Source organism: Stenotrophomonas sp. YJH_SMC_91 (genome assembly GCF_059368495.1).
Genome location: NZ_JCAFRT010000010.1, coordinates 36,692 through 61,637, shown reverse-complemented (window position 1 = coordinate 61,637; position 24,946 = coordinate 36,692). Strand labels below are relative to the sequence as shown.

At 67.1% G+C, this 24,946-nt stretch carries 21 protein-coding genes; 17 read left to right on the top strand and 4 right to left on the bottom strand.

Annotation, left to right across the window (positions count from 1 at the left end; genetic code table 11):
- Positions 1–4 precede the first annotated feature (4 nt).
- The 13 genes from uppS to AC5P5X_RS13150 all read left to right on the top strand — a co-directional run bounded on the left by uppS (position 5) and on the right by AC5P5X_RS13150 (position 17,118).
- Positions 5–772 (top strand): polyprenyl diphosphate synthase, encoded by a 768-nt coding sequence (uppS, locus tag AC5P5X_RS13210; protein ID WP_005408743.1) that lies wholly within the window; start codon positions 5–7, stop codon positions 770–772.
- Positions 769–1,605, top strand: a complete 837-nt coding sequence (locus AC5P5X_RS13205) for a phosphatidate cytidylyltransferase (protein WP_005408742.1) — start codon at positions 769–771, stop codon at positions 1,603–1,605. The genes uppS and AC5P5X_RS13205 overlap by 4 nt, the downstream gene beginning before the upstream one ends.
- Before the next feature lie 2 nt (positions 1,606–1,607).
- A complete protein-coding gene (locus AC5P5X_RS13200; RefSeq protein WP_005408741.1) occupies positions 1,608–2,798 on the top strand; it encodes a 1-deoxy-D-xylulose-5-phosphate reductoisomerase in 1,191 nt (396 codons plus the stop codon).
- A 55-nt stretch (positions 2,799–2,853) separates the two neighbouring features.
- A complete protein-coding gene (gene rseP, locus AC5P5X_RS13195; RefSeq protein WP_099562088.1) occupies positions 2,854–4,212 on the top strand; it encodes an RIP metalloprotease RseP in 1,359 nt (452 codons plus the stop codon).
- A gap of 74 nt (positions 4,213–4,286) precedes the next feature.
- Entirely contained in the window at positions 4,287–6,650 is a 2,364-nt protein-coding gene (bamA, locus tag AC5P5X_RS13190) for an outer membrane protein assembly factor BamA (RefSeq protein WP_024956313.1), read from the top strand.
- A 440-nt stretch (positions 6,651–7,090) separates the two neighbouring features.
- The gene (gene lpxD / locus AC5P5X_RS13185; protein WP_005408738.1) at positions 7,091–8,113 is read left to right on the top strand and encodes a UDP-3-O-(3-hydroxymyristoyl)glucosamine N-acyltransferase; all 1,023 of its coding nucleotides are present in this window, start codon (positions 7,091–7,093) and stop codon (positions 8,111–8,113) included.
- Positions 8,110–8,568: a 3-hydroxyacyl-ACP dehydratase FabZ gene (fabZ, locus tag AC5P5X_RS13180; protein ID WP_005408737.1), complete on the top strand. Its 459-nt coding sequence runs from the start codon at positions 8,110–8,112 to the stop codon at positions 8,566–8,568. Before lpxD ends, fabZ begins: the two co-directional genes overlap by 4 nt.
- A gap of 16 nt (positions 8,569–8,584) precedes the next feature.
- The gene (lpxA, locus tag AC5P5X_RS13175; RefSeq protein ID WP_005412736.1) at positions 8,585–9,376 is read left to right on the top strand and encodes an acyl-ACP--UDP-N-acetylglucosamine O-acyltransferase; all 792 of its coding nucleotides are present in this window, start codon (positions 8,585–8,587) and stop codon (positions 9,374–9,376) included.
- A 53-nt stretch (positions 9,377–9,429) separates the two neighbouring features.
- Positions 9,430–10,632 carry a lipid-A-disaccharide synthase gene (lpxB, locus tag AC5P5X_RS13170; protein ID WP_043034888.1) on the top strand — a complete coding sequence of 401 codons (1,203 nt, stop codon included), beginning with the start codon at positions 9,430–9,432 and terminating at the stop codon, positions 10,630–10,632.
- Positions 10,629–11,300, top strand: a complete 672-nt coding sequence (gene rnhB, locus AC5P5X_RS13165; protein WP_005412735.1) for a ribonuclease HII — start codon at positions 10,629–10,631, stop codon at positions 11,298–11,300. Before lpxB ends, rnhB begins: the two co-directional genes overlap by 4 nt.
- A gap of 228 nt (positions 11,301–11,528) precedes the next feature.
- Positions 11,529–15,119: a DNA polymerase III subunit alpha gene (gene dnaE, locus AC5P5X_RS13160; protein WP_043034852.1), complete on the top strand. Its 3,591-nt coding sequence runs from the start codon at positions 11,529–11,531 to the stop codon at positions 15,117–15,119.
- Positions 15,120–15,175: 56 nt separating this feature from the next.
- Positions 15,176–16,045 carry a hypothetical protein gene (locus tag AC5P5X_RS13155; RefSeq protein WP_059033803.1) on the top strand — a complete coding sequence of 290 codons (870 nt, stop codon included), beginning with the start codon at positions 15,176–15,178 and terminating at the stop codon, positions 16,043–16,045.
- A 113-nt stretch (positions 16,046–16,158) separates the two neighbouring features.
- Complete coding sequence (locus AC5P5X_RS13150) at positions 16,159–17,118, top strand: acetyl-CoA carboxylase carboxyltransferase subunit alpha (RefSeq protein WP_099485258.1); 960 nt, start codon at positions 16,159–16,161, stop codon at positions 17,116–17,118.
- Positions 17,119–17,272: 154 nt separating this feature from the next.
- On the opposite strand, the gene AC5P5X_RS13145 is transcribed toward AC5P5X_RS13150, so the two are convergent.
- Positions 17,273–17,728, bottom strand: a complete 456-nt coding sequence (locus tag AC5P5X_RS13145) for a CopD family protein (protein WP_043034848.1) — start codon at positions 17,726–17,728, stop codon at positions 17,273–17,275.
- Between the two features lie 150 nt (positions 17,729–17,878).
- Here AC5P5X_RS13145 and AC5P5X_RS13140 point away from each other — a divergent pair, with 150 nt between their 5' ends.
- Both AC5P5X_RS13140 and AC5P5X_RS13135 read left to right on the top strand, forming a co-directional pair.
- Positions 17,879–18,469, top strand: a complete 591-nt coding sequence (locus AC5P5X_RS13140) for a class I SAM-dependent DNA methyltransferase (protein ID WP_099485259.1) — start codon at positions 17,879–17,881, stop codon at positions 18,467–18,469.
- 93 nt (positions 18,470–18,562) lie between these two features.
- The gene (locus AC5P5X_RS13135) at positions 18,563–19,870 is read left to right on the top strand and encodes a polyhydroxyalkanoate depolymerase (RefSeq protein ID WP_099485260.1); all 1,308 of its coding nucleotides are present in this window, start codon (positions 18,563–18,565) and stop codon (positions 19,868–19,870) included.
- Positions 19,871–19,979: 109 nt separating this feature from the next.
- Here AC5P5X_RS13135 and AC5P5X_RS13130 read toward each other — a convergent pair whose 3' ends face one another.
- Both AC5P5X_RS13130 and AC5P5X_RS13125 read right to left on the bottom strand, forming a co-directional pair.
- On the bottom strand, positions 19,980–20,969 hold the full coding sequence (locus AC5P5X_RS13130) for a sensor domain-containing protein (protein WP_111189016.1): 990 nt from the start codon (positions 20,967–20,969) through the stop codon (positions 19,980–19,982).
- Positions 20,966–21,331: a PadR family transcriptional regulator gene (locus tag AC5P5X_RS13125; RefSeq protein ID WP_005408726.1), complete on the bottom strand. Its 366-nt coding sequence runs from the start codon at positions 21,329–21,331 to the stop codon at positions 20,966–20,968. Before AC5P5X_RS13125 ends, AC5P5X_RS13130 begins: the two co-directional genes overlap by 4 nt.
- Positions 21,332–21,467: 136 nt before the next feature.
- On the opposite strand from AC5P5X_RS13125, the gene AC5P5X_RS13120 reads away from it, so the two are divergent.
- Complete coding sequence (locus AC5P5X_RS13120) at positions 21,468–22,370, top strand: peptidylprolyl isomerase (protein ID WP_111117848.1); 903 nt, start codon at positions 21,468–21,470, stop codon at positions 22,368–22,370.
- 576 nt (positions 22,371–22,946) lie between these two features.
- On the opposite strand, the gene AC5P5X_RS13115 is transcribed toward AC5P5X_RS13120, so the two are convergent.
- Complete coding sequence (locus AC5P5X_RS13115; RefSeq protein WP_099490393.1) at positions 22,947–23,819, bottom strand: DMT family transporter; 873 nt, start codon at positions 23,817–23,819, stop codon at positions 22,947–22,949.
- A gap of 115 nt (positions 23,820–23,934) precedes the next feature.
- Between AC5P5X_RS13115 and AC5P5X_RS13110 the strand changes: the two genes are divergently transcribed.
- Positions 23,935–24,879, top strand: coding sequence for a LysR substrate-binding domain-containing protein (locus AC5P5X_RS13110; protein WP_005408722.1), 945 nt, complete (start codon positions 23,935–23,937; stop codon positions 24,877–24,879).
- Positions 24,880–24,946: the final 67 nt, after the last annotated feature.

The window sequence follows — 24,946 nt, the reverse complement described above, 5'->3', positions numbered from 1 at the left end:
GTCGATGCCTTCAGTCCCGCCTCCGTTGCCGGCCACCCTGCCCCGCCACGTCGCCATCATCATGGATGGCAACGGGCGCTGGGCACAGCAGCGCCGCCGCCCGCGCGTGATCGGCCATCGTGCCGGCGCGCGCGCGGTCAACCGCACCATCGAGCGCTGCCTTGAACTGGGCATTCCGGCGCTGACCCTGTTCGCGTTTTCCAGCGAGAACTGGGGCCGGCCGCAGGAAGAAGTCGACGCCCTGATGAAGCTGTTCCTCGGCGCGCTCGACCGCGAAGTGGACGAACTGCACCGACGCGGCGTGCGCGTACGCTTCATCGGCGAACGCGAGCGCTTTGGTGCCGGACTGGTCAGCCGCATGCAGCTGGCCGAGCAGCGGACCGCCGACAACACCACCCTGACCCTGTCGATCGCCGCCAGCTACGGCGGTCGCCAGGACATCGCCCGTGCCGCGCGCGCACTGGCCGCTGAAGTCGCCGCAGGACGCCTGCTGCCCGAACAGATCGACGAATCGCTGCTGGGCAGCCAGGTCGCCCTGGCCGACCTGCCGCCGCCGGATCTGTTCATCCGCACCGGTGGCGACACCCGCATCAGCAACTTCCTGCTGTGGCAACTGGCCTACACCGAGCTGTGGTTCACCGAGGCGCTGTGGCCGGACTTCGATGCCGCCCTGCTGCAGCAGGCGCTGGATGCCTATGGCAGCCGCGAGCGTCGTTTCGGCCTGACCAGCGCCCAGATCGCCGCACTGGCCACCGAGACCTCCAGCCCATGACCAAGACCCGAGTCCTCGCCGCGCTGATCATGGCGCCGCTCGCCATTGCCGCGATCCTGCTGCTGCCGACGCAATGGCTGGCCGCCGCCGCCGCCGCCGTGCTGCTGATCGGCCTGTGGGAATGGCTGAAGCTGGCCGGCATCGAAGACACCCTCGCGCGCACCGTGCTGCTGGTGCTGAACCTGCTGCTGATGGTGCTGCTGGTGTGGGCCGATGGCAGCACGCTGGTGCTGTTCCAGATCACCACACTGGCAGGTGTTGCCTGGTGGCTGGCGGCGCTGGCCTGGCTGCGCTTCTTCAACTTTGGCGCCCAGCCGACGGCCCCCTCCCGGATCGTGAAGATGCTGGCCGGCACCCTGGCCATCGTTCCTGCCTGGGCAGCGCTGGTACTGATCCACGCTGGCGGTGACCCGCCAGGCAAGCAGGGCCACCTGTGGCTGCTGGCGGCACTGGCACTGGTCTGGGCAGCTGATTCGGGCGCCTATTTCGCCGGCCGTCACTTCGGCAAGCACAAGCTGGCGCCGCGGATCAGCCCCAACAAGACCTGGGAAGGCCTGTTCGGCGGCCTGCTGGCCGGTGTCGCCGTGGCCCTCGGACTGGGCTGGCTGGCCGGCATCGACATCGCGCACCTGCCGGGCCTGCTGATCACCTCGGTGGTGGCCGTATTCGCGTCGGTGCTGGGTGACCTGTTCGAAAGCCTGATCAAGCGCCACGCCGGTGCCAAGGACTCGGGCAACCTGATTCCGGGCCATGGTGGCGTGCTCGACCGCGTCGACGGCGTCCTCGCCGCCGTGCCGGTGTTCGCGCTGGGCAAGGAAATCTTCGGGTTCTGACCATGAATGCTGTCGCAGACCTGCGCCGGGTCGCCGTATACGGCGCCACCGGCTCGATCGGTGCCTCCACGCTGGACGTCATCGCCCGCCACCCGCAGCGCTACCAGGCCACGGTGCTGGCCGCCGGCCGCCAGGTGCAGGCACTGCTGGCCCTGTGCCGCCAGCACAAGCCCGCGCACGCGGTCATCGCCGACGAAGCGCTGTTCACCGAACTGCGCGACGGCCTCCGCGATGCCGGGCTGTCGACCGAGGCCCACGCCGGTCATGCCGCACTGGATCAGCTGGCAGCAAGCGATGCCTGCGACACGGTCGTCGCGGCCATTGTCGGTGCTGCAGGGCTGTCCTCGACCCTCGCCGCCGCTGCGGCCGGCAAGCGCATCCTGCTGGCCAACAAGGAATCGCTGGTACTGGCCGGCGAGCTGCTGACCCGCACCGCCGAGCGCGCCGGCGCCGAGATCATTCCGATCGATAGCGAGCACAGCGCGATCTTCCAGTGCCTGCGTTCGCGCGACGCCAGCATCGACGGCGCCGGCGTGCGCCGCATCCTGCTGACCGCGTCGGGCGGCCCGTTCCGCGGCCGCAGCCGCGCCGAGCTGGCCGAGGTCACCCCGGCCCAGGCCGTGGCTCACCCGAAGTGGTCGATGGGCCCGAAGATCTCGGTCGATTCGGCGACGTTGATGAACAAGGGCCTGGAAGTCATCGAGGCGCACCATCTGTTCTCGGTGCCCGGCGAGCGCATCGAGGTGCTGGTGCACCCGCAGAGCCTGGTCCATTCGCTGGTCGAATTCGTCGACGGCTCGACCCTGGCCCAGATGGGCCTGCCGGACATGCGCACCACCCTGGCGGTCGGCCTGGGCTGGCCGCAGCGCATCGAATCGGGCGTGGCCGGGCTGGACCTGCTGGCGCAGGGCCGGCTGGATTTCGAGGCGCCTGACACCGACGCCTTCCCCTGCCTGGCGCTGGCCTGGCAGGCCATGCAGGCCGGCGGTACTGCCCCGGCGGTGCTGAACGCCGCCAATGAAGAGGCGGTTTCAGCATTTCTTCAGGGCCGGATCGGTTTCCTGACCATCCCGGAGCTGGTTGCTAACGCTCTTTCAACACTGCCGACCCAGCCAGCCGATACACTGGAGGTCCTGTTGTCCGCCGACCAGCGGGCACGCCAGCTCACCCTGAACGCCATCGACGCCGCCTGAACGACCGCCTCGCCCAGCATGACGCCGCCGCCCCTGCCCGCCACTGTGAGCCTGCATGACTGACTTCCTCGGATCGGTCTGGTGGATGATTGTCAGCCTCGGGCTGCTGGTCACGTTCCACGAGTTCGGGCATTACTGGGTCGGCCGCCTCTGCGGGGTCAAGATCCTGCGCTTCTCGGTCGGCTTCGGCCGTCCGCTGTGGTCGCGCCGCGACAGGCACGGCACCGAGTTCGCCATTGCCGCCATCCCGCTGGGTGGCTACGTGAAGTTCCTCGACGAACGTGAGGTCGAGGTCCATCCCCACGAGCGCGGCCAGGCCTTCAACCACAAGACCGTGTGGCAGCGCATCGCCATTGTTGCTGCAGGGCCGATCGCCAATCTGCTGCTGTGCATCCTGCTGCTGTGGGCGATGTTCGTGATCGGCAAGCAGGACTACTCGCCGACGATCGGCCGGGTTGACGGCATCGCCGCCAGCGCCGGACTGCTCAGCGGTGACCGCCTTCTGCGGGTGGATGAGCGCCAGGTCGCCACCCTGGGCGAGGCCAGCATGGCGCTGACCGCCGCCGCGATGGATCGCCGCGACGTCACGCTTGAGGTACTCGACCCTGCGGACCAGGTGCGCGTGCGCACCCTGCCGCTGTCGCAGCTGCCCGCCGGCTTCGATGAACGACGGGTACCGATCCTGGCCGGCCTGTATTGGCAATCGTGGCTGCAGCCGGCACTGGTCGACTCGCTCACCGCCGATTCGGTGGTCACCGGGCTGCTGCAGCCGGGCGACCTGATCGTGGCGATCGACGGCCAGCGCATCGACAGCGTCGACCAGGTGATCGGCGAGATCCAGGCCCTCGGCCGTGCCGGAGGCCCCGGCATGATCGAGGTCCTGCGAGGCGGTGAACGCCTTGCACTGGAAGTCACGCCCCGCCAGGGCAAGGATGGCAAGGGCAACCCGGTCTGGCAGATCGGCGTCGGCTTCCCCACCACCTACAGCCCCTCCTACGACACCCTGCTGCGCTATGGGCCGCTGGATGCAGTGACCGTCGCCGTACGTGAAACCGGCCGGCTTGCCGCCGATTCGCTGGGCATGATGGCCCGCATCGTCACCGGCAAAGCCTCGCTGCAGAACGTTTCCGGGCCGGTCACCATCGCCCGCGTGGCCAATGTCTCGGCCAAACGCGGCCTCGACTGGTTCCTGCAGTTCCTTGCCCTGCTGTCACTCAGCCTGTGCATCATCAACCTGTTGCCGATCCCGATCTTGGACGGCGGGCACCTGCTGTATTACCTTATCGAGTTGGTCAAGGGCAGCCCGCTGAGCGAGCGTGCCATCGCCGCCGGCCAATACATCGGCCTGGCGTTGCTGGCCGGGCTGATGGGGTTGGCGTTCTACAACGACATCCTCGGCCTGGTCCCGCGATGAACTTTTCCACGTTGTTGCCGTCTACAGCGTCGGCATCCCGCACCAATGAAATCGACCTTCCTACCGGACGTGACATGACGCGACTCCCCAATCGCCGCCTGCTGGCCCTCGCCCTCGCCGCCGTCACCGGCGCTCCCGCCCTGGCCCAGGCAGCCGAGCCCTTCACTGTCAGCGACATCCGCGTCGATGGCCTGCAGCGCATCAGCTCGGGCACGGTGTTCACCTACCTGCCGGTGGAACGGGGCGAGACGATCACCGACAACAAGGTCGGCGAGACCATCCGCGCGCTGTACAAGACCGGCTTCTTCGAAGACGTGCAGCTGGACCGCCAGGGCAGCATCCTGGTGGTGACCGTCAAGGAACGCCCGGCGATCAACAAGCTGACCGTGACCGGCAACAAGGACATCAAGTCCGAGCAGCTGCTCAAGGGCCTGTCCGACATCGGCCTGACCGAGGGTGGCACCTTCGACCGCCTGAGCCTGGACCGCGTGACCCAGGAACTGCGCCGCCAGTACAACGACCGCGGCAAGTACACCGTCGAGATCACCCCGACCGTGAGCCCGCTGGACCGCAACCGCGTGGACATCGCGATCGCCATCAAGGAAGGCAAGGCGGCCAAGATCCGCCACGTCAACCTGGTCGGCACCGAGAAGTTCGAGAGCAAGGACATCCTGGAGACCTGGGAGTCCAAGGAGCACAACTGGGCGTCGTGGTACCGCCGTGACGACCAGTACTCCAAGGAAAAGCTGTCCGGCGACCTGGAAAAGCTCAACTCGTGGTACCTGGACCGCGGCTACGTCGACTTCAGCATCGATTCCACCCAGGTTTCGATCAGCCCCGACAAGCGCGACATGTTCCTCACCGCGGGCGTGACCGAGGGTGCGCAGTACAAGATCTCCGAGATCAAGGTCAGCGGCGACACCATCCTTCCGCAGGAGGACGTCGAGCGCATGGTGATCCAGAAGCCGGGCGACACGTTCTCGCGTGCCCTGCTGGAATTCAGCTCGGACACCATCACCAACTCGCTGTCCAACATCGGCTACGCGTTCGCCAAGGTGAACCCGATCCCGACCACCAACCGTGCCGAACAGACGGTAGGGATCAACATGCAGGTCGTGCCCGGCCCGCGCGTGTCGGTGCGCCGCATCCTGTTCCGTGGCAACACCCGCACCTCCGACGAAGTGATGCGTCGCGAAATGCGCCAGTTCGAGAACAGCTGGTACTCGCAGGCCGCGATCGACCGCTCCAAGATCCGCCTGCAGCGCTTGGGCTACTTCGAGTCGGTGGACGTCGAGACCCCGGCCGTCAGCGGCAGCAACGACCAGGTCGACGTCGTCTACAACGTCAAGGAAACCACCTCCGGCAGCTTCGTGTTCGGCCTGGGCTATTCGCAGTCCTACGGCATGACCACCTCGGTGCAGCTGTCGCAGAACAACTTCCTCGGCGGCGGCAACCGCGTGTCGGTCGAAGCCTCGCGCAGCAGCTACCTGCAGCGCTACGGCTTCAGCTACACCAACCCGTACTTCACCGACGACGGCGTTTCGCTGGGCTACAACCTGTCCTGGCGTGAACTGGACTACTCCGACTTCAACACCGCGCAGTACAACAGCACCAATGGTTCTGCGCAGGTGGTATTCGGCGTGCCGCTGACCGAGACCGACACCGTCTCGCTGATGTTCGGCATCGACAGCAACCAGATCACGACCTACCGTGGCTCGACCCCGGCCTCGATCATCGATTACATCGATGCGGTCGGTTCGCGCACCTTCCATGCCTGGCGTACCGAGCTGGGCTGGGCGCGCGACTCGCGCAACGATTACTTCATGCCGACCCGCGGTACCTACCAGCGCGTCGGTCTGGAAACCACGCTGCCGGGCTCGACCATCGAGTACTACAAGCTGAACTACCAGATCAGCAAGTACTGGCCGATCATGCCGTCGCTGGTGATCAACACCCGCGCCGAAGTGGGCTACGGCGATGCCTACGGCAAGGACTACACCCGTACGATCACCGACGCCGACGGCAAAACCCGTACCGTCACCGCCAGCGGCCTGCCGTTCTTCGAGAACTTCTACGCCGGTGGTACCAACTCGGTACGTGGCTTCGAGGACAACACCCTCGGTCCGCGCGAAGTAACCCAGGGTTATCCGGAAGGCCAGCCGCTGGGTGGTTCGCTGAAGACCGTCGGTTCGGTCGAAGCCTACTTCCCGCGCCTGTTCGACAGCCCATCGGCCCGCGTGTCGGCCTTTGTCGACTTCGGTAACGTCTACAACGGCACCAAGAACTTCAAGGCCAACGAACTGCGCGTCTCCACCGGTGTGGCCCTGCTGTGGCGCGCCCCGGTCGGCCCGATCTCGATCAGCTACGCGTTCCCGCTGAAGAAGGAAGACGGCGACAAGATCGAACGCCTGCAATTTACCTTCGGCGGTCAGTTCTAAGAACTGACCACCGAAGGTGCGCCGCGGCTTGCTGCGCAAGCAGCGGGTCCCGACCTACCTCCTATCCCCCGCGCCATTGGCGCGCCCCCCTTAACAGAAGGGGGGCTCTCCACCAGACGGGGCGCGAAGCGCCGGGCATTGCCCGGCGTTTTCGTTTAGTCCGGATGCGGGAAGCGCGCACCCCGCTTTTGATTTTTTCTGTTTTTCCGTGGCTGGCACTCGCGCCAGGCCGTCGGAGGTCGGACGGGGTGGGGCTGCGGGGGTGTGAGCCGCATGGATGCGGCGACCAAGGCTACATGGACGTACTTGCGCCGCCCCCCGCAGTCCCGCCCCGTCCGACCCAGCCCATGACACTGGCTCTGCCGGCCGCGAGGGGCCCTGCCGTTGGCTGCATATGCCCCCCGCATGACCGCAATGGCGTCACACGTTAAACTCCCGCCGTGAATACTCCCACCTACACCGCCCAGCAACTCGCCGAGCAGTTCGGCCTGCAGGTCCATGGCGACCCCGCCACCGCCATCCACGGCGTGGCCACCCTCGCCCACGCCGGTCCTGGCCAGCTGACCTTCCTCGCCAATCCACGCTACCGCGCCCAGCTGGCCGACAGCCAGGCCTCGCTGGTCGTGCTGCGCGCCGACGACGCCGAAGCCGCCCCCGGCGCCGCGCTCGTGGCCAAGGACCCGTACACCACCTTCGCCAAGATCGCCGCGCTGTTCGACATCGCGCCCACGCGCCCACCGGGCATCCACCCCAGCGCCGTCATCGATCCCAGCGCCCAGGTCGCCGCCAGCGCCCACATCGGCCCCTTCGTCTCCATCGGCGCGCGCAGCGTGGTCGGCGAGAACTGCATCATCGGCACCGGCAGCGTGATCGGCGAAGACTGCAGCCTGGACAGCGGCTGCGAACTGATCGCCCGGGTCACCCTGGTCACCCGGGTCAAGCTCGGCAAGCGCGTGCGCGTGCACCCCGGTGCCGTGCTCGGTGCCGATGGCTTCGGCCTGGCGATGGACGCCGGCAAGTGGATCAAGGTGCCGCAGCTCGGCGGCGTGCGCATCGGCGACGATTGCGAAATCGGCGCCAACACCTGCGTCGACCGTGGTGCACTGGAAGACACCGTGCTGGACGAAGACGTGCGCCTGGACAACCTGGTACAGATCGCGCACAACGTGCAGATCGGCGCGCACTCGGCCATCGCCGGCTGCACCGGCATCGCCGGTAGCGCCAGGATCGGCCGCTACTGCCTGCTCGGTGGCCACGTCGGCGTGGTCGGCCACCTCGAGATCTGCGACAAGGTCGTGATCACCGGCAAGTCGGTGGTCCGCAATTCCATCCATGAGCCGGGCGAGTACTCGTCCGGCACCCCGTTGACCGACAACCGCACGTGGCGCAAGAACGCCGCGCGCTTCAAGCAGCTGGACGCATTGGCTCGCCGCGTCCTGGCTGCTGGCAAGGAGAAAGAATGAACGACACGCTGCAGCTTCCGATCGACGTCTGCCAGATCCAGGAACTGCTCCCGCACCGCTACCCGTTCCTGCTGGTGGACCGGGTGCTTGAGCTCGACATCGACGCCAAGCGCATCCTGGCGCAGAAGAACGTCAGCATCAACGAGCCGTTCTTCCAGGGTCACTTCCCGGGCCGCCCGATCATGCCCGGCGTGCTGATCATCGAAGCGCTGGCCCAGGCCGGTGGCGTGATGACCCAGCTGACGCTTGGCCGCGATGCGCAGTCCAAGCTGTTCTACATGGTCAAGGTGGAAAACGCCCGCTTCAACAAGCAGGTCGTGCCCGGCGACGTGCTGATGCTGGATGTGCAGATGAAGCGCCTGATCCGCAACATGGGCTGGTACTACGGCGAGGCCAAGGTCAACGGTGAAGTCGTTGCCTCGGCCGAGGTCATGTGCGCCGGTGCCAAGGGCTGATCCACGGGAGGCAGCAATGACTGACAACGCACCACGGATCCACCCGACTGCCGTCATCGATCCGGCCGCGCGCCTGGCCGACGACGTCCAGGTCGGCGCGTTCACCCTGATCGGTGCCGATGTGGAAATCGGCGCCGGCACAGTGGTCGGCCCCCATTGCAGCATCCACGGCCCGACCAGGATCGGCCGTGACAACCGCTTCATCGGTCACGCCGCGATCGGTGGCGAGCCGCAGGACAAGAAGTTTGCCGGCGAACGCACCGAACTGGTGATCGGCGACCGCAACGTGTTCCGCGAGTTCGTCACCCTGAACCGTGGCACCGGCGGCGGCGGCGGCATCACCACGATCGGCAACGACAACTGGATGCTGGCCTACACGCACGTGGCGCACGACTGCCATGTCGGCAACTTCTGCGTGTTCTCCAACAACACCACCCTGGCCGGCCACGTGACCGTGGGCGACTACGTGATCATCAGCGGCTTCGCCGGTGCCCACCAGTTCTGCCGCATCGGTGCGCACGCCTTCCTCGGCATGGGCGCGCTGACCAATGGCGACGTACCGCCGTTCACCATGGTCGGCACCGATTCGCTGGGCCGCCCGCGCGGCATCAACAGCGAAGGGCTGAAGCGTCGTGGCTTCGACGCCGAGCGCATCTCCGCCATCAAGCGCGCCTACCGCACCCTGTACGTGGCGGGCCTGCCGCTGGCCGAAGCCAAGGTGCAGCTGACCGAACAGGCACGCGACAGCGATGACGTGAAGGCCATGCTGGACTTCATCGAACACGCTGAGAGGCCCTTGCTGCGATGAGCAGCACGACCGGCCAGGCGCCGGCCGGCGCCGCCGTGATTCCGCTGGCCTCGATGGCCGGCAGCGTTCCCGCGCAGCGGGTGCTCAGCGAGCGCCCGTTGCGGATCGCTCTGGTGGCCGGTGAGGCCTCCGGTGATCTGCTGGGTGCGGGCCTGGTGCGCGAGCTGAAGGCACGCTTTCCGAATGCCGAATTCGCCGGCATCGGTGGCGATGCCATGCGCAGCGCCGGCTGCCTGACCTGGCACGATGCCAGCGAGCTGGCGGTGATGGGACTGACCGAAGTGCTGCGCCACCTGCCACGCCTGCTGAAACTGCGTTCCGCGTTCCGCCAGCGTGCACTGGAATGGCAGCCGGACGTGTTCATCGGCATCGACGCGCCCGACTTCAACCTGGGCATCGAACGCTGGCTGAAGCAGCGCGGCGTGCGCACCGTGCACTACGTCAGCCCCTCGGTCTGGGCCTGGCGCGAGAAGCGCGCCGAGAAGATCGGCAGCAGTGCCGACCTGGTGCTGTGCCTGTTCCCGATGGAACCCCCGATCTATGCCAGGCACGGCATCGACGCGCGCTTCGTTGGCCATCCGATGGCCGATGACATCCCCCTGCAGGGCAACCGCGAGGAAGCGCGCGCCGCGCTTGGCCTGCCGACCTCGGCCAAGGTGCTGGCAGTGCTGCCAGGCAGCCGCCTGGGCGAAATCTCGCGCCTCGGTGAACCGTTCTTCGAGGCCGCCTGGCAGGTCTCCGAGCGCATCCCCGGCCTGCACGTGGTAGTGCCTGCCGCCAACCCGGCCTGCAAGCGCCTGATCGAAGAACAGCTGTCACGCTCGGCGCTGCCGGTAGCCTTCTCGCATGTACTCGACGGTGAGGCGCGAAACGCGATGATCGCCGCCGATGTGGTGGTGCTGGCCTCGGGTACCGCGACGCTGGAGGCGATGCTGGTCAAGCGGCCGATGGTGGTCGGTTACCGCGTCAACGAGCTGACCTACCGCCTGGTCAAGGCGCTGGGCCTGATCAAGGTCGACCGCTTTGCCCTGCCCAACATCCTGGCGGGCCAGGACCTGGCACCGGAACTGATGCAGCACGACTGCACGCCGGACAAGCTGGCGGCGGCCATCCAGCAATGGTTCGACCACCCGCAGCGGGTGACCGACCTGCAGGACACCTATGCCCGCCTGCATCAACGACTGCGCCGCAATGCCTCGGCCCGCGCGGCCGACGCTGTGGGCGAGCTGTTGATGCGCGACCAGGCCCAGGCATGAGCCGCCGCCACGCCGCAGCGGCCAGCCTGGCCCTGTTCGACGGTGCTGCCGTGGTCGAGCCGGAGCGTCTGGTCGCCGGCGTCGACGAAGCCGGCCGCGGTCCGCTGGCCGGACCGGTCGCGGTGGCGGCGGTGGTGTTCGACCCGGCACGGCCACGCATCAACGGCCTGGACGATTCCAAGCAACTCACCGCAGCCCGCCGCGAGCAACTGCATGACCGCATCATCGAACGTGCCCTGGCCTGGCACGTGGTGCTGGTGGACGTGGACACCATCGACCGCCTGAACATCTACCAGGCCACCCTGCAGGGCATGCGTGACGTCGTTGCAGCGGTCGCCCACGTGGCCGGCTTCGCCCGCATCGACGGCAACGTGGTGCCCAAGGGCCTGGTACTGCCGGCGCAGGCACTGGTCGGCGGTGATGGCATCGACCGCGCGATCATGGCCGCCTCGATCCTGGCCAAGGTCTCGCGCGACCGCTACATGCAGGACGTGCATGCCCGCCACCCGCAATACGGCTTCGAGCAGCACAAGGGCTACGGCACCCCGGCCCATCTGGCCGCCCTGCGCGAGCACGGCCCCTGCATGGAGCACCGGCGCAGCTTCGCCCCGGTGCGCGAGTGCCTGGAAAACCCGGCAGCTGTGACCGCAGACATCGCAATCGCCTGAATCGCCTGAACGGTCGCTGCACCCGGCTGCGAAAGCAGGGTCAGGCGGGGCCCGCGGTTCGCCTGCGAACCGTGGGGAGCGATAGCGCGGATGCGATATCGCATGCCGTCAAGAGCTTGTCGCGCCCTCCAGCCCTCGCTACCCTGACCGGGCACTCCAGCGCTTCCCGACCCCGGCGACGATTCCCCCGTCAGCACCCGGGGCCCGCGCGCTCCAACCTGGTCCGGCATGTCCAACTCCCGCTTCGTACATCTCCACGTCCACACCGAGTTCTCGCTGGCGGACTCCACCATCCGTGTGCCGGCCAAGCCGGACCAGGCGGACCCGAAGAAGGCCAAGCAGGCCAACCTGCTGTCACGCTCGGTCGAACTCGGCCTGCCCGCGCTGGCGGTGACCGACCTCAACAACCTGTTCGCCCTGGTCAAGTTCTACAAGGCGGCCGAAGGCGTGGGCATCAAGCCTATCGCCGGCGCCGACGTGCTGATCGCCGAGGAAGGGCAGGATCCGTGGCGGATGACCCTGCTGTGCCGCGACCGCGAGGGCTACCTGAGCCTGTCGCGGCTGCTGACCCGCGCGTGGATGGAAGGCCATCGCCCCGAAGGCGGCGTGGCCATTCATCCGGACTGGCTGAAGGCCGGCAACGCCAACCTGTTCGCGCTGGCCGGCCGGCAGAGCCTGGCCGGGCGCCTGGCGCTGGACGGCAAGCATGAACTGGCCGAGCAGCAGCTGGCCGATTGGCAGCGCGTGTTCGGCGATGGCCTGCACCTGGAGCTGACCCGCACCGGCCGCGAGGGCGAGGAAACCTTCAACCAGTTCGCGCTGATGGCCGCCGGCCAGCGTGGCCTGCCGGTGGTGGCCAGCAATGATGTGCGCTTCCTGGCGCCCACCGATTTCAGCGCGCACGAAGCGCGCGTGTGCATTTCCACCGGCCGCGTACTGGACGACCCCAAGCGCCCGCGCGAGTACAGCGACCAGCAGTACCTGAAATCGGCCGAAGAGATGTGTGCGCTGTTCGCCGACATTCCCGATGCCATCGACAACACGCTGGCGCTGGCCGAGCGCTGCAACATCGAGATGCGGCTGGGCACCTACTTCCTGCCCAATTACCCGGTGCCCGACGACGAGACCCTGGACACCTGGATCCAGAAGATGTCGCGCGACGGCCTGGAAGAGCGCCTGGAGAAGAATCCGCTGGCGCCGGGCAAGACCCGCGAAGATTATTTCGAGCGCCTGGAGTTCGAGCTCAACACCATCATCAAGATGGGTTTCCCCGGCTACTTCCTGATCGTGGCCGACTTCATCCAGTGGGGCAAGAACCAGGGCATCCCGATCGGCCCTGGCCGTGGTTCGGGTGCCGGTTCGCTGGTGGCGTGGGCGCTGAAGATCACCGATCTGGACCCACTGCCGTACAACCTGCTGTTCGAGCGCTTCCTGAACCCGGAACGCGTGTCGATGCCCGACTTCGACATCGACTTCTGCATGGACCGCCGCGACGAGGTGATCGACTACGTCGCGCGCAAGTACGGGCGCGAGCGCGTCAGCCAGATCATCACCTACGGCACCATGGCCGCCAAGGCGGTGGTGCGCGACTCCGGCCGCGTGCTCGGCTTCCCGTACGGCCTGGTCGACGGTGTTTCCAAGCTGATCCCGAACATCCTCGGCATCCACCTGAAGGATGCACTGGGCAAGGGCAAGGAAGGCCCCAGCTCGGAAATGGCGTCGCCGGAACTGATCCAGCGCTACGAGACCGAGGACGATGTCCGCGACCTGATCGACCTGGCGCTGCAGCTGGAAGACCTGACCCGCAACGCCGGCAAGCACGCCGGTGGCGTGGTGATCGGGCCCGAACCGCTGAGCGAGTTCTGCCCGCTGTACGCCGAACACGACGAGAACGGTCTCGGCAAGAACCCGGTCACCCAGTTCGACAAGAACGACGTGGAAGAAGTGGGCCTGGTGAAGTTCGACTTCCTCGGCCTGCGCACGCTGACCATCATCGACTGGGCGGTGAAGGCGATCAACAAGCGCCATGAGCGCGCCGGCATTCCGCCGGTGGACATCGCCGCGATTCCGCTGGACGACACGCCCACCTACAAGGACATCTTCGCCAACGGCAATACGGGCGCAGTGTTCCAGTTCGAATCCTCGGGCATGCGCCGCCTGCTGAAGGACGCGCGCCCCGACCGTTTCGAAGACCTGATCGCGCTGGTGTCGCTGTACCGCCCCGGCCCGATGGACCTGATTCCCTCCTTCAATGCGCGTAAGCACGGCCAGGAAGAAATCATCTATCCCGATCCGCGCACCGAAGCGATCCTGAAAGACACTTACGGCATCATGGTGTACCAGGAGCAGGTGATGCAGATGGCGCAGATCGTCGGCGGCTACTCGCTGGGCGGCGCCGACCTGCTGCGCCGTGCGATGGGCAAGAAGGTGCCGGCCGAAATGGCCAAGCACCGCGAGATCTTCCGCGAAGGCGCGGCCAAGGACGGCGTGGACGAAGCCAAGGCCGACGCGATCTTCGACCTGATGGAGAAGTTCGCCGGCTACGGCTTCAACAAGTCGCACGCCGCCGCCTACGCGCTGGTCAGTTACCAGACCGCATGGCTGAAACGCCATTACCCGGCCGAGTTCATGGCGGCCACGCTGTCGTCCGATCTGGACAACACCGACAAGGTGGTCGGCTTCCTCGACGAGGTGCGCAACCTCGGCCTGACCGTGCTGCCGCCCAAGGTGAACCAGTCGGCCTTCATGTTCGAAGCGGTGACCCCGGACACCATCCAGTACGGCCTCGGTGCGATCAAGGGCGTCGGCCAGGGTGCCTGCGAGGCGGTAGTCGAGGAGCGACTGAAGGGCGGCCCGTTCAAGGACCTGCTCGACTTCTGCACCCGCGTCGGCTCGGCCAAGCTCAACCGGCGCACGCTGGAAGCGATGATCAACTGTGGTGCGTTGGACGAGCTCGGCCGCAACCGTGCCTCGCTGATGCTGCAGCTGCCGGAGGTGATCAAGGCTACCGACCAGATGGCCCGCGAGCGCGCTTCGGGACAGAACTCGCTGTTCGGTGGCCCGGACCCGAGCGCGACCACGATCCAGCTGGACCTGCCCGAAGCCGAAGAATGGCCGCTGCTGCAGCGCCTCAACGGCGAGCGCGACACGCTGGGCTTCTATCTCAGTGGCCACCCGTTCGATCCATGGCGCGACGATGTACGCGATCTGGTCGGCAACGACCTGGGTTCGGTGGAGAAGATCTGGAGCGCCAACAGCGGTGGCGGCGGCGGCGGCGAAAAGCGCTGGCGCCCGGAAGTACAGACCGTGCTGGCCGGCCAGGTGGTCGGTGTGCGTCGCAAGGGCGAGAGCCAGATCTTCATCCAGCTGGAAGATGGCCGCGGCCGCGTCGAGTGCAGCGCGTTCTCCGACGCGATGGCCGAGTTCGGGCACCTGATGACCAAGGACCGCATCCTGGTGGTCAAGGGCGGCTTGCGCGAGGACGAGTTCAACGGCGGCTACGCACTGCGCATCCGCCAGTGCTGGGACTTCGACGAAGTCTGCGCCAACTACGCCACGCGACTGTCGCTGCGCCTGGACCTGCGCCAGCAGCGTCCGGTCTGGGAGCGCATCGATGCGCTGCTCGACCGCCATCGCCCGGGGCGCACACCGCTGCGCCTGGACCTGCTGCTGAAGGGCCCGCACGGCGGCGTCGCCGGCATGCTCGATGTGTCCGGGCAGAGCGCGGTGCGCATCGATTCCAAGTTGATGGAGGCGCTGCGCGCCGACCCCGCCGTGCGCACGCTGAAAGTGCGCTACAGCCCACCGTGGGCCAGCTGAGGTCGGCTCCTCCGTATTCCTGTTTTTCCCGTTCCAGTCATCAAGGACGATTGCCAATGAAGACCCTGCTGTTCCCGTTCGCCGCCGCGCTGGCCCTGGCCGCCTGCTCGCCATCGAAGGTCGAGTTCCAGATCGACAACCCGACCGATGCGCCGCTGGCCCTGAGCATCGATGGCAAGGACCTGCCGGTGGCCGCACAGGGCTCGCGCCCGATCTCGCTCGCTGTCGGTGAGCACCGCCTGCACACCGACAAACTGGGCGACGTGCGCTTCATCGTCTACGTCGATGGCCGTGGCGGCCTGATCAACCCGACCCTGAGCGAGTACGTGATCGCCCGCGAGGTCTATGTCACCGACGAGAGCAAGCTGAAGAACTTCGGCGTCGGCAACAAGGGCATCGAACTTGGCGGGGTCGACTTCGAAGGCCCGTTCGAAAAGAGCCACGACCTGTTCATCGACAAAACCTGGACCTACGGCGTGCGCGAGCCCTTCCCGAAGGAAAAGGTGGTGGCCCACGTCGACGCCAGCGGTGGCCAGATCGTGGCCAAGGTGTTCACCGCGCCAGACTTCATCGCTTACGTGGAAGAAGGCATGGGCGAGCCCGGCGCGTTCAAGCGCGAGCAGCCGGCCGGCTACGTGGCCCCGGCGTTCAGCCTGGAACCGGCCCCGGCCAGCCTGCCGGCGCTGGTGCCGGCCTTCGAGGCCCACGCCGCGCCGCTGCGCGAGGTCTATGCGCGCTGGCTGAAGGCTACCACCGCCGATGAACAGAAGGCGCTGCGCAAGCAGGACTTCGCCGCGCAGATGGCCTTCACCTCGGCCACCGCCACGCTGGGCAGCGGGCTGGGCCGTGACGCCAACGAGGCCTACAACGACTTCGTTTCCCAGCGCAGCCAGCTGATGGGCCGCAGCGCCCTGGTGGTGCCCTGAGCTGACTGGCGCGCCCCGCCCGGCTGCGCTACCGTCGCCTTCCAGACGAAGGCGTACGGGTGGTTTGCGCGCATTCGGCTAGAATTCCCCTCTTCTTTACACGACGGCTTCCGATGAATCCGAACTACCTCGACTTCGAGCAACCCATCGCCGACCTGGAAGCCAAGATCCAGGAACTGCGCAACGCCAGTGCCGGGCCGGCGGTCAATGTCGAGGCGGAAGTGCACGCGCTGCAGGACAAGCTGCGCATGCGCACCGCGCAGATCTTCCGCAACCTGACCTCGTGGCAGGTGCTGCAGCTGGCACGTCATCCGTCGCGCCCTTACACCGCCGACTACCTCCGCGTCATGTTCGATGAGTTCCAGGAGCTGGCCGGCGACCGTGCCTTCGCCGACGACAAGGCGATCATGGGTGGCCTGGCCCGCATCAACGGCCGTGCAGTGATGGTGATCGGCCACCAGAAGGGCCGTGACACCAAGGAGAAGATCAAGCGCAACTTCGGCATGCCCAAGCCGGAGGGCTACCGCAAGGCCCTGCGCCTGATGAAGATGGCCGAGCGCTTCGGCCTGCCGGTGCTGACCCTGATCGACACCGCTGGCGCCTGGCCGGGCATCGACGCCGAATCGCGCGGCCAGTCCGAAGCGATCGCGCGCAACCTGATCGAGATGGCCGAACTGAAGGTGCCGATCATCTGCACCGTGATCGGCGAAGGCGGCTCCGGCGGCGCGCTGGCGCTGGGCGTGGGCGACCGCACCGTGATGCTGGAATACGCGGTGTACTCGACCATCACCCCGGAAGGCTGCGCCTCGATCCTGTGGAAGGACGCCGGCAAGGCCAAGGACGCGGCCGAACAGCTGGGCCTGACCGCCCCGCGCCTGAAGAGCCTGGGCCTGGTCGACAAGGTCGTGCGCGAGCCCACCGGCGGCGCCCACCGCAACCCGACGCAGATGGCCAAGCGCCTGAAGGCCGTGCTGCTGAACGAACTGGACGCGCTGGAAAAGCTGTCCACCGAGCAGCTGCTGGAACAGCGCTACGCGCGCCTGCGCAGCTACGGCACGTACGAAGCGGCCTGAGGTAGTGCCGGCCGCTGGCCGGCAGCATCCGGGTAATTGCACAAACGAAAGAGCCGGGCAGATGCCCGGCTCTTTCGTTTGTACCCTCACGGCATCCACGCATGGCGTGGATCTACCGGGCGTGTCCACGCGTGGCGTGGATCTACCGGTTGGGTCAGAACGGCTTGGCCAGCACCAGCCACACGATCGGAATGAACGCCAGCAGCGGAATCTCGTTGATCCAGCGCAGCGCGCGCGAGGACGGCAGCGCGCGGCCCTTGGTCACGCCCTTCAGCAGGCGACCGGTCCAGCCGAAATAGACCAGCAGCAGCACCACCAGGCCCAGCTTGGCGTGCAGCCAGCCGGCGCCACCGGGCGCGACCATGGTCGGGAAATCGGGGATCACCTTGTAGCCCAGCCACAGCACCAGGCCCAGCAGGAAGGCCAGGCCGAACATCGAATGACCGAAGCGGTACAGGCGCAGCCCCATCAGCTGCAGGCGCTCGGTCACGGCCGGCTGGCCAGCGGTCTCGGCCAGGTTCACCAGGATGCGCGGCAGGTAGAACACCGTGGCCATCCACGCCACCACGAACACGATGTGGAAGGTCTTGACCCAGTAGTAGCTCTGCATGCGCTCGCTCCGGCGGCTGGCGTAGATTGGCGGCCATTCTCGCATGCCGTGGCGAAGCCGCCGCAGGCACGTACGCCGCGGACACATCGACGCATGGCGCGTCGCAACACCGTACGATAGGCGCCGTTTTCCCCGATCGCGCACCGCCCCATGGACAAGACCTACGACGCCGCCTATTTCCAACGCTGGTACCGCCGTGCCGACATCGGCGGCAGCGCCCGCCTGGCGCGAAAGGTCGCCCTGGCCGTGGCCAGTGCCGAGTACTACCTGGAACGACCGATCCGCAGCGTGCTGGACATCGGCTGCGGCGAAGGCGCCTGGCGCGCACCGCTGCTGAAGCTGCGTCCGAAGGTCGAATACCTGGGCTTCGACAGCAGCGAGTACGCTGTTCGCCGCTACGGCAGGACCCGCAACCTGCACCTGGCCAGCTTCGGCGATTTCGCCTGGCTGCGGCCCTGCGCTCCGGTCGACCTGCTGGTCTGCTCGGACGTGATGCACTACGTGCCCGACCGCGAGCTGCGCGCCGGCCTGGCCGGACTGTCTGAACTGACCGGAGGGGTAGCCTTCCTGGAAACCTTCGCTGCCGAGGACGCGTTCGAGGGCGACCACGACGGCTTCCAGGACCGCCCGGCGCGCTGGTACCGCCGCACGCTGGGCCGGCATGGCCTGCAGCCGGTAGGGTCGCACTGCTGGCTGGGCCCCGCGCTGGCAGGCGATGCAGCCGCGCTGGAACGGATGTGAATCCGGATTCATTATTTTCAGCCAACTTAACCTGCGGGACACCCGGATGGGATATGCTGCGCGGCAACATATGACCATACATATTCGGTCGTCATGCTCTATCAACTGCACGAACTGACCCGCAACCTGCTCGCCCCCTGGGTGCACCAGGCCCAGGCCAACGCCAGATTCTTCGCCAACCCGGGCCACTGGTGGTCGCAGATGCCGGGTGCCGATCGCCTGGCCGCGGTCAACGAGTTGTTCCATCGCATCGGCAAGGATTACGAGAAGCCCGAATGGGGCATCAACGAAATCGATGTCGATGGCGAGCGCGTGCCGATCGTCGTGCACGAAGAAGTGAGCAAGCCGTTCTGCAAGCTGCTGCGCTTCAAGCGCCACAGCAATGAAGCCGACCAGCTGCACACGATGCTCAACCAGCCGTTCGTGCTGGTCGTTGCGCCGCTGTCAGGCCACCATGCCACGCTGCTGCGCGATACCGTGCGCACGCTGCTGCGCGACCACCGCGTGTACGTCACCGACTGGGTGGACGCGCGCATGGTGCCGGCCAGCGAAGGCGAATTCGGCCTGGACGACTACATCGCCTACATCCAGGAATTCATCCGCCACCTCGGCGTGGAGCGCCTGCACGTGGTGAGCGTGTGCCAGCCGACCGTACCGGTGCTGGCCGCGGTTTCGCTGATGGCCAGCCGTGGCGAACCGACGCCGCGTACGCTGGTGATGATGGGTGGCCCGATCGATGCGCGATGCAGCCCGACCGCAGTGAACAACCTGGCCACGCAGAACCCGCTGTCGTGGTTCGAGAACAACGTCATCCACACCGTGCCGGCCAGCTATCCCGGCGCCGGTCGCCGCGTGTACCCGGGCTTCCTGCAGCACGCCGGCTTCCTGTCGATGAACCCGAGCCGCCACTTCAGTTCGCACTGGGATTTCTACACCGACCTGGTCAAGGGCGACCTGGAAGACGCCGACGCGCACCGTCGTTTCTACGACGAGTACAACGCGGTGCTCGACATGCCGGCCAGGTACTACCTGGATACGATCCGCGTGGTGTTCCAGGACTTCCTGCTGCCGCGTGGTGAGTGGGTGGTCAACGGCGAGAAGGTCGATCCGTCGGCGATCCGCGATACCGCGCTGCTGAGCATCGAGGGCGAGCTGGACGATATCGCCGGCCTCGGCCAGACCGAAGCAGCACAGGCGCTGTGCACCGGCATCACTGCGGACCGCCGTGAGCATTTCATCGTCGAAGGTGCCGGCCACTACGGCATCTTCAGCGGCCGTCGCTGGCGCGAAGTGGTGTACCCGAAGGTGCGCGACTTCTTCGCCGCGCATGCCGAAGCACCGGCGGCGAAGGCCACGAAGAAGAAGAGCAACGTGACCCCGTTGCGGCGAAAGGCGGGCTGATTCCCGGCAGGGGTCGGATCCCTTTCCAGCGGAAAGGGCTCTGACCCCAGCATGATAGGATCCGGGGTCAGAGCCCTGTTCTGCGAACAGGGATCCGACCCCTGGCCTGTTACAGCCGCACCAGCAGGTTCTTGGCAATCAGCCCATGCAGCTTGCCGATGCCGCGTGCCAGATGCATCGTCAGCAGCAGCAGCAGCGCGCCCGCCGCAGCAACCGTGATCGCCACCAGCGGCGATGCAGCCATCGGCAGTACGTTCACGCCATCGACGTACACGCCCGGAATCTCGCCACTGAAGATCGCCGCGACCGGCGCCCAGATCAGGCTCAGCGACAGCGACAGCAGCGTCACCGCGAGGGTGAAGTAGATGACGCCCAGCGGCAGCATCAACACGAAGTACAGCAGGGTCAGCCAGGTGCGGCCATCGGTGAACATGTCGCCGATGCGCTGCAGCCAGGTGCGGCTGCGATCGGTGTAACGCGGACGGCGCGGCATGCGCTCGCCCAGCAGCGCTTCCACCAGCCGCCCTTCCAGCAGCGCCAGCCCGCGCACCGAGCCGAAGAACAGCACGGTCAGCGGAATGCCCACGATCAGGATCAGCAGGCCCAGCGACAGCGACAGGCCGGTCACCACCCAGGTGAAGAAGAAGACGCCGGTAGCCAGCGACAGCAGCATGTAGAACAGCGCACCGTAGGTGTGCGGATCGGTCACCACACCGAAGAAGCGCGCCAGCAGCGAGCGCTGCACCGGCGCCGGCGGCGGTGCGGCCGGCTCGACGCCACTGGCTTCCGCCGCCGCGCGCAGCACCGGCGCGGTATCTGCACGTGGCGTACGCAGCGCGCGGTTCACCGTCACTTCGGTCTCGCGATAGATCTCGGCCACTTCGTCCGGGGCGCCATAGCTGCCAGCGACGTCGGCGATCACCTCGGCCTCGCTGCGGCCGGGCTGCGCCGCCAGCTCCGAGCGCAGGTATTCCTCGGCGTCGTACAGCGCGTCCTGCACCATCGCCGGGTCGGCACCTTCCAGCGCCACACGCAGCTGCGCCAGGTACTGCGGGATGGTCGTGGGCAGGGCTCGGCCTGCCAGGCTCGGGTCGTTCATTGCGGTACCCCCTCCAACACGGAATCGACGGAATCGCGGGTGGCCTGCCAGGCGTGGCGCCACTGCGCCAGCACCTCGCGGCCACGTTCATTGATGCGGTAGTAGCGCCGCGGCGGACCGCTGCTGGACGGCTCCACGTGGCTTTCCAGCAGACCGGCAGCCTCCAGGTTGCGCAGCACCGGGTACAGCGCGCTCTGCTTGCCGCTCAGCACGCCCTCGCCCACCCGCTCCAGCTCCTTGGCAATGAGGTAGCCGTACAGCGGCTCCCCGGCCCGGGCCAGCACCGCCAGCAGGGCCAGCGACACCGTTCCGGCGCTGAGCTCCTTCTGGAACTTCTTCAGCTGGACATCGTCCTCGGACATGACCGGCCCTCCACTACGTTGAAGTCCACAGTAGTACGAAGTTCGGTATAGCGAATGTGTCGTTAGTCATCGTGCCGGTTGGCGTGGCCGGGCCGCTCGCGCAGAATCGAAGCCTCGTTCATGTTCCGGGGATCCCATGCCGCACCGTCGCCGTCTTGCCCTGACCGCCCTCGCCCTGGCCTGCCTGCTGCCCTCGCTGGCCAGCGCGGCAACGCCCTACCGCAGCCCGCAGCAGATCCTTGATGCCTCCGCGGCCAGCGACTGGCGTACCCCGGACCCGGCCAACCTGCTGTACATGGACCTGCCGGCTGGACGGGTGATCATCGAGCTGGCGCCGCAGTTCGCCCCGCGCCATGTCGCCAACATCCAGACCTTCGCCCATGAGCACTTCTGGGACGGCACCAGCATCTACCGCTCACAGGACAACTTCGTGGTGCAGTTCGGCGATGCCGACGCCGATGACGCGGCCAAGGCCAGGCCGTTCGGCAGTGCCGCGCGCAAGCTGCCGGCCGAATTCGAACGTGCCAGCGCGGGCCTGAAGGTAAGCGTGCTGCCCGACCGCGATGGCTGGGCCGCGCAGACCGGTTTCGTCGACGGCTTCCCGGTGGGCCAGGACCCGCAGGCCGGCAAGGCCTGGCTGGCGCACTGCTACGGCATGCTCGGCGCCGGCCGCAGCAACGAGGAAGACAGCAGCATCGGTGCCGAACTGTACGTGGTGACCGGCCAGTCGCCGCGCCAGCTGGACCGCAACATCACTGTGGTCGGCCGCGTGCTGAAGGGCATGGAACTGCTCAGCGCAACACCGCGCGGGCCCGCGCCGATGGGCTTCTACCAAGACCCGAAACTGCGCACGCCGATCGTGTCGATCCGCCGCGCCAGCGATGTGCCGGCAGCCGAGCGCACGCCGATCCAGGTACTGCGTACCGACTCGAAGACCTTCGCCGATACGGTGGAGGCGCGGCGCAACCGCGTGGATGATTTCTACAAGCGTCCGGCCGGGCATATCGATCTGTGCAATATTCCGGTGCCGGTGCGCTGATGGTTTCCTGCGCGTGACGCGTGCTGAAGGTGCTTCACTGTTCATGGGCGTCACTTTTCTTTTCGCGCGAAAAGAAAAGTAACCAAAAGAAACGCGCCGCCAGGTCGCGAGCCGCCGTGCTTCGCACGTCGGTCCCCTGCGCTTCTCGGTGAATCAGGGGACGGTGCCGAACTCGCTGCGCTCAGACATCGGCACCTCTTCGCCCCTGATTCCCCTGCGATGCTCGGCTCACTCAAGGCGGACCCAAGGTCAAGAGCCACAGCTGCACGACGATGCATGGTAGTGCCGGGCCGGGCCCGGCGAGCGAAGCGACCGCTTCTGCCTTTGATCTTGGATCCGCCTTGAGCGAGCCGAGCACCGCAGGTCCGGCGAGGGCGAAGAGGCGCGGGTGTCTGAGCGCAGCGAGTTCCCGCGCCGTCCCTCGACGGGCCGAGGAGCGCAGGGCACCGGTGCGCAGCACCGGCTCGCGGCCGGCGGAACGTTTCTTTTGGTTACTTTTCTTTGCGTACAAAGAAAAGTAACGCCCATGAACAGTGAAGCACCTTCAGCACGCGCAACGCGCAAAACGCCAATTCCTCAGCCCTTCTGGCTCACCGCCACGCTACCCAGAATCAACACACCCGCAATCAACATCTGCACCGTCACCGCCTCCCCCAGGAACAACCACGCAAACGCCGCGCCGAACAGCGGAATCAGGTAGGTCACCGTCGACGCCCGTGACGGGCCGATACGGCCGATCAGGCGGTAGAACATCAGGAACGCCAGCCCGGTGCAGGCCACGCCCAGTGCGACGGCCGCGCCCCAGGCCTTCAGCGGAATCGCCGCCTGCGGCCAGTGGCTCACCGCCATCGGCAGCATCCACAGCGAGGCACACGACAGCGTTGCCGCCGCCGCTGCCGCCGACGGCAGGCCGGTCATGTGCCGCTTCACCAGGTTCACGCCCAGGCCGTACAGCAGCGAAGCCGCCGCACCGGCCAGCACCGCGGTGCCGATACTCAGGCCGGAAACCTTGGCGGTGGCCAGCACCACTACGCCAGCGAAGCCAACCAGCAAGGCACCGGCGCGGCGCATGCCGATCTTCTCGCCGAAGAACAGGAAGGCGATCAGCGCGGCGAACAGCACGGTCATCGCATTGCAGATCGCGCCGATCGCCGCCGGCGCCTGTTCCGCTGCATAGGCGAACAACACGAACGGCAACGCCGAGTTGATCAGGCCGATCGGCGCCAGCCACAGCCAGCGCCGCGGCGGGAACTGCGCGCGGGCGCGCCACAGGAACGGCAGCAGCACCAGCGCACCCAGCACCAGCCGCACCTCGACCAGCGCGAACGGGCCGAACGACGGCACCGCCACCCGCATGAACAGGAACGAGCAGCCCCAGATGGCGCCCAACAGGGTCAATTCCAGCGGCGTGCGCCAATCGCGCTCGGCCGCCTGTGGGACCGCATTCATGCCTTGCCTCCGTACATCGTCAATTCCTCGCCAAGGGGAATAGGATCAGGCGCAGACGCCCGCCGCACAAGCGCGTAGTATCGCTGCCAGCCACAAATATGGTTTGAGGCTCGACATGCTGCTACGCCCTTCCCTGCTACCCGCACTGGCCGTGTTCGCGGTCGCCGCGCGCCACCAGAACTTCGCCCAGGCCGCGCAGGAGCTGCACCTGACCGCCAGCGCGGTCAGCCACCACGTGCGCCGCCTGGAAGAGGTGCTCGAGGTGCGCCTGTTCCTGCGCCACGCGCGTGGCGTGCGCCTGACTGCCGAGGGCCGGCAACTGGCCGACGCCGCCAGCGCCGCCTTCACCGATGTCGCGGCCGTCGCCCATCACCTGCAGCCGGATGCCGACAGCGTGCCGCTGCGGATCACCACGCTGCGCTCGCTGTCCTACTGCTGGCTGCTGCCACGGCTGCCGCGCTTCACCCAGGCCTACCCGCACATCCGCATCGAACTGCATACCGGCAGCGGGCTGGATCGCTATGACGACAACGGCCCGGAAGTGGGCATCCGCTACGGCCTGGGCCAATGGCCCGGCCTGCGTGCGCAGCACCTGATGGATGACTACCTGTTCCCGGTCGCCTCACCGGCACTGGCCGGCGTCGAAACGCTGGTCGATCCGGCGCGCATCGCCGACCTGCCGCTGCTCACCGACCTGTCGCCGCAGGGCTGGCGCGACTGGTTCCGCCACGCCGGCGTGCGCACGCCGTCGCCGCTGCCGCCCATGCACACCTTCGCCGACAGCACCGATGCGATGCGTGCAGCGGTGTATGGCATGGGCGCGGTGCTGGCGCGAACCCACATCGCCCAGCCCTATCTGCAGCGCTACGAGGTGGTGCGCCTGCCCGGCCCGGCACTGAAGGCGCGCTATGCGTATCACGTAGTGCATGCCGAAGGACAACCGCCCAGCCCGGCCGCACGCCTGTTCATCGACTGGCTGCTGGAGCAGGCGCAGGACGAACGCACACCGATTCCCGCATTGCCGGACAGCCTGCTCGGACGCCCGGCCACACGCGCCTGACTGCACCCTCACCCGTTCTTTGCCCGGCGCTGGCTAGGCTGCAGGCAACTCCACAACGTACCTACGC

Excerpts from the sequence above, each read along its gene's own strand:
- uppS (WP_005408743.1), top strand. The coding sequence starts at position 5 with ATGCCTTCAGTCCCGCCTCCGTTGCCGGCCACCCTGCCCCGCCACGTC.
- AC5P5X_RS13205 (WP_005408742.1), top strand. The coding sequence starts at position 769 with ATGACCAAGACCCGAGTCCTCGCCGCGCTGATCATGGCGCCGCTCGCC.
- AC5P5X_RS13200 (WP_005408741.1), top strand. The coding sequence starts at position 1,608 with ATGAATGCTGTCGCAGACCTGCGCCGGGTCGCCGTATACGGCGCCACC.
- rseP (WP_099562088.1), top strand. The coding sequence starts at position 2,854 with ATGACTGACTTCCTCGGATCGGTCTGGTGGATGATTGTCAGCCTCGGG.
- bamA (WP_024956313.1), top strand. The coding sequence starts at position 4,287 with ATGACGCGACTCCCCAATCGCCGCCTGCTGGCCCTCGCCCTCGCCGCC.
- fabZ (WP_005408737.1), top strand. The coding sequence starts at position 8,110 with ATGAACGACACGCTGCAGCTTCCGATCGACGTCTGCCAGATCCAGGAA.
- lpxA (WP_005412736.1), top strand. The coding sequence starts at position 8,585 with ATGACTGACAACGCACCACGGATCCACCCGACTGCCGTCATCGATCCG.
- lpxB (WP_043034888.1), top strand. The coding sequence starts at position 9,430 with ATGGCCGGCAGCGTTCCCGCGCAGCGGGTGCTCAGCGAGCGCCCGTTG.
- rnhB (WP_005412735.1), top strand. The coding sequence starts at position 10,629 with ATGAGCCGCCGCCACGCCGCAGCGGCCAGCCTGGCCCTGTTCGACGGT.
- dnaE (WP_043034852.1), top strand. The coding sequence starts at position 11,529 with ATGTCCAACTCCCGCTTCGTACATCTCCACGTCCACACCGAGTTCTCG.
- AC5P5X_RS13155 (WP_059033803.1), top strand. The coding sequence starts at position 15,176 with ATGAAGACCCTGCTGTTCCCGTTCGCCGCCGCGCTGGCCCTGGCCGCC.
- AC5P5X_RS13150 (WP_099485258.1), top strand. The coding sequence starts at position 16,159 with ATGAATCCGAACTACCTCGACTTCGAGCAACCCATCGCCGACCTGGAA.
- AC5P5X_RS13145 (WP_043034848.1), bottom strand. The coding sequence starts at position 17,728 with ATGCAGAGCTACTACTGGGTCAAGACCTTCCACATCGTGTTCGTGGTG.
- AC5P5X_RS13140 (WP_099485259.1), top strand. The coding sequence starts at position 17,879 with ATGGACAAGACCTACGACGCCGCCTATTTCCAACGCTGGTACCGCCGT.
- AC5P5X_RS13135 (WP_099485260.1), top strand. The coding sequence starts at position 18,563 with ATGCTCTATCAACTGCACGAACTGACCCGCAACCTGCTCGCCCCCTGG.
- AC5P5X_RS13130 (WP_111189016.1), bottom strand. The coding sequence starts at position 20,969 with ATGAACGACCCGAGCCTGGCAGGCCGAGCCCTGCCCACGACCATCCCG.
- AC5P5X_RS13125 (WP_005408726.1), bottom strand. The coding sequence starts at position 21,331 with ATGTCCGAGGACGATGTCCAGCTGAAGAAGTTCCAGAAGGAGCTCAGC.
- AC5P5X_RS13120 (WP_111117848.1), top strand. The coding sequence starts at position 21,468 with ATGCCGCACCGTCGCCGTCTTGCCCTGACCGCCCTCGCCCTGGCCTGC.
- AC5P5X_RS13115 (WP_099490393.1), bottom strand. The coding sequence starts at position 23,819 with ATGAATGCGGTCCCACAGGCGGCCGAGCGCGATTGGCGCACGCCGCTG.
- AC5P5X_RS13110 (WP_005408722.1), top strand. The coding sequence starts at position 23,935 with ATGCTGCTACGCCCTTCCCTGCTACCCGCACTGGCCGTGTTCGCGGTC.